At 67.9% G+C, this 3,483-nt stretch carries 4 protein-coding genes and 1 pseudogene; all 5 read left to right on the top strand.

Going from position 1 to position 3,483, the window contains the following annotated elements; genetic code table 11:
* The coding region (locus AC1RQG_RS27780; protein WP_493136642.1) for a flagellar hook-length control protein FliK at positions 1–1,078 on the top strand (1,078 nt) is incomplete at its 5' end.
* A 218-nt stretch (positions 1,079–1,296) separates the two neighbouring features.
* Positions 1,297–1,806, top strand: coding sequence for a flagellar basal body-associated protein FliL (gene fliL, locus AC1RQG_RS27775; RefSeq protein WP_493136640.1), 510 nt, complete (start codon positions 1,297–1,299; stop codon positions 1,804–1,806).
* A gap of 7 nt (positions 1,807–1,813) precedes the next feature.
* On the top strand, positions 1,814–2,794 hold the full coding sequence (gene fliM / locus AC1RQG_RS27770) for a flagellar motor switch protein FliM (RefSeq protein WP_182152224.1): 981 nt from the start codon (positions 1,814–1,816) through the stop codon (positions 2,792–2,794).
* 35 nt (positions 2,795–2,829) lie between these two features.
* Positions 2,830–3,249 carry a flagellar motor switch protein FliN gene (fliN, locus tag AC1RQG_RS27765; RefSeq protein WP_182152225.1) on the top strand — a complete coding sequence of 140 codons (420 nt, stop codon included), beginning with the start codon at positions 2,830–2,832 and terminating at the stop codon, positions 3,247–3,249.
* Positions 3,250–3,483, top strand: a pseudogene (locus AC1RQG_RS27760) (flagellar biosynthetic protein FliO); the annotation flags it as partial.

The following is a 3,483-nucleotide window of genomic DNA, read 5'->3' as shown; positions in this document are numbered from 1 at the left end:
GGGCGCCGACGCCGGCGCCGCCCCGCCCGACGCGGCCGCCGCCACCGCCGCCGCCACCGATCCCGCGCTGCTGCAGGCGGGCGCCGACCAGGCCGGCGGCGCGGACGATTTCCAGACCGCGCTGACGCAAGCGAACGCGGCCCTGTCCGGCGCCAAGGCCGATCCGGCCAGCGGCGCCACCGACGCGGCCGCCGCCGACAGTGCCGCCACGGCCCTCGCCAACGCCCTGCCCGCCCCGCCCGCCGCGCCGGGCGCCGTGCGCGACGCCAAACCGGCCGCCGCCGGCGCCGCCGACACCGCGTCCGATGCCGACGACGCCAACCTGGCCAAGCTCGGCGTGACGGACGGCCCCAAGGCCGATGCCGGCGCCGACGGCGTCGGCCAGCTCAAGGCCAAGGCCGCGCCGGCGGACCAGGCCGCGCTGCAAGCGGGCGGCGAGCGGGCCGCGCCCGACAACGCCATCCCCGTCACGGTCGCCAAGGCCGCGCCGGCCGAGGCGGCCGCCGTGCTGAAGGCGGCCACGCCGGCCGCCCAGACGGCGCCGGCCACGCCCATCGCGCCGGGCGCCGTGGCCGGACTCGAAGTGGCCAAGGCGGCCGCCGCCGTGCCGGCCGAACGCCTGCCGGCCCGGGTCGGCACGCCGGGCTGGGACCAGCAACTGGGACAAAAAATCGTCTTCATGGCCGCCGGCGGCGAGCAGAGCGCCACCATGGAACTGAACCCGCCGGACCTGGGGCCGCTGCAGGTGGTGCTGAGCGTGTCGAACGACCACGCCACCGTGGCGTTCTCGTCGGCCCAGCCCGAAGTGCGGCAGGCGCTGGAGGCGGCCGTGCCCAAGCTGCGTGAAATGATGAGCGACGCCGGCATCCAGCTGGGCAACGCCACCGTGTCGGCCGGCATGGGCAACCAGGACGGCAACTTCCAGCAACAGGCCGCCTCGGCCCAGTCGAATAACGGTGGCGGTGGCGGCGGCGGCCACGGCGGCGCCCGCTTCGGACGCGACAGCGCCGAACCGGCCCCGCGCAGCGCCGCGCCCGTGCGCCGCCTGCCGGCCGGCGCCGTCGACACCTTCGCCTGAGAACCCAAACCGGGGTCAGGTCATGCCGTCATGCAAGATGCGTGATGGCATGACCTGACCCCGGTTTGTTGTTTGTTTCATCAAGGAAATGCCGAGCAAAGCCCGCTTCCGCCCTCTTTTCCACAGATGCTGCTGCGCAGCCTTTCGCGATAATGACATAATGACGGCATGAACCACTACCGCACCCTGCAAGGATTATTTTGAAAGCGAATCCCAAATTGAAGGCTGACACCAAAGCGGACGCCGCGCCGGCCGGCGGTGGCGGCAAGAAGAAGCTGATCATCATCATCGTCGCGGCCGTGCTGGCCCTGGGCGCGATCGGCGGCGGCGCGGCCTGGTTCTTCCTGCACGGGAAAGCGGACGACGAGGCGCCGGCCAAGACCAAGCACAAACAAGCCAAGGCCGGCCCGCCCGTGTTCGTGCCGATCGAGCCGTTCACCGTCAACCTGCAGCCCGAGGACGGCGGCGGCGACCAGTACCTGCAACTGGCGTTCACGCTGCAGGTGTCGGGCCTGGAGGAGGTCGAACTGATCAAGAGCAACATGCCCAAGGTGCGCAGCCGCATCCTGTTGCTGTTGTCGGGCAAGCATGCGTCGGAGATCAACACGCCCGAGGGCAAGAAGCAGTTGAGCGCGGAGATCATCGCCCAGGTCAAGGAACCGTTCGAGGAACACGGTTCGCCGCAGGACGTGACCGACGTTTTATTCACTTCGTTTATCATTCAGTAACACTGTCATGGCCGATAATTTTCTCTCCCAGGAAGAAGTCGATGCCCTGCTGAAGGGGGTCAACGGCGATCAGGACGACGCGCAGGCGCCGGAGGAAGTCGCGGGAGTCAGAACCTACAACCTGGCAACCCAGGAGCGCATCGTGCGCGGCCGGATGCCTACGCTGGAGATCATCAACGAGCGCTTCGCGCGTCTGTTGCGTGTCGGCCTGTTCAATTTCCTGCGCCGCAGCGCCGAGGTGTCGGTGGGGTCGGTGCGGGTGTCCAAGTACAGCGAGTTCATCCGCAACCTGGTGGTGCCCACCAACCTCAACCTGGTGCACATGAAGCCGCTGCGCGGCACGGCCCTGATGGTGTTCGACCCGGGCCTGGTGTTCCTGCTGGTGGACAACCTGTTCGGCGGCGACGGCCGCTTCCACACCCGGGTCGAGGGCCGCGACTTCACCCAGACCGAGCAGCGCATCATCCTGCGCATCCTCGACATCGTGTTCGAGGCCTACACCAAGTCGTGGGAGCCGGTCTATCCGGTCGAGTTCGAATACATCCGTTCCGAGATGAACACCCAGTTCGCCAACATCGCCACCCCCAACGAGGTGGTGGTGGCGTCCACCTTCACGGTCGAGCTCGGGTCCGTGTCGGGCCAGATCCACTTCTGCATGCCGTACTCGATGATCGAGCCGATCCGCGACGCGCTGACCTCCAGCCTGCAGGGCGAGGCGCTGGAGGTGGACAAGCGCTGGATCCGCCTGATGACGCAGCAGATCCAGATCGCCGAGGTGGAACTGGTGGCCTCGCTGGGCACGGCCCGCGTCTCGTTCGACGAGATCCTCAACATGCGGGTGGGCGACATCATCCCGCTCAACATCCCGGAAATGATCTCGGCCACGGTGGACGGCGTGCCTGTGATGGATTGCAGTTACGGCGTATTGAACGGACAATACGCGCTCAAGGTCGAGAAACTGCTGGCCAATGCCGATAACATCAAATAAGTGGTCCAGCGACCAACGCTACACAGGAGAGTACCATGTCGGATAATCAAGACGATCAAAGCTTGGATGATGATTGGGGCGCCGCGATCGCCGAGCAGGCCAAGGCCGAGGCCGAGGCGCTGCAGAACCAGCAGGCCGCCAGCGCCGCCGTGTTCCAGGATTTTTCCAAACAGCAGAGCAAGACGGAAACCCACAACGATATCGACTTCATCCTCGATATCCCGGTCCAGCTGACGGTGGAACTGGGCCGCACCAAGATCGCCATCAAGAACCTGCTGCAACTGGCCCAGGGCTCGGTGGTGGAACTGGACGGCCTGGCCGGCGAGCCGATGGACGTGCTCGTCAACGGCTGCCTGATCGCCCAGGGCGAGGTGGTGGTGGTGAACGACAAGTTCGGCATCCGCCTGACCGACATCATCACGCCGTCCGAACGCATACGCAAACTCAATAAATAAATGAAACCTGCCCTCCTCCTTGGCCTGCTGCTGGCGGCGCTGGCCGCCGCCCCGGCGCAGGCCCAGCGCAGCGTGTCGGGCACCATCGCCGCCGCACCGGCGGCGCCAGCCACCGCAATCCCGGCCGCTCCGGCCGGCCCCGCCGCGACCGCCGCCAGCCAGGCGGCCGGCGCCACCGAGCCGGCCGCGACCGCGGCGACCGCCGCAGCTTCACCCGCAGCCGCGCCGGTCGCC

Source organism: Rugamonas sp. GW822-FHT03B10 (assembly GCF_058801745.1).
Note: the sequence above shows the minus strand (reverse complement) of the source record. Positions and strands in the feature narration are given on the sequence as shown.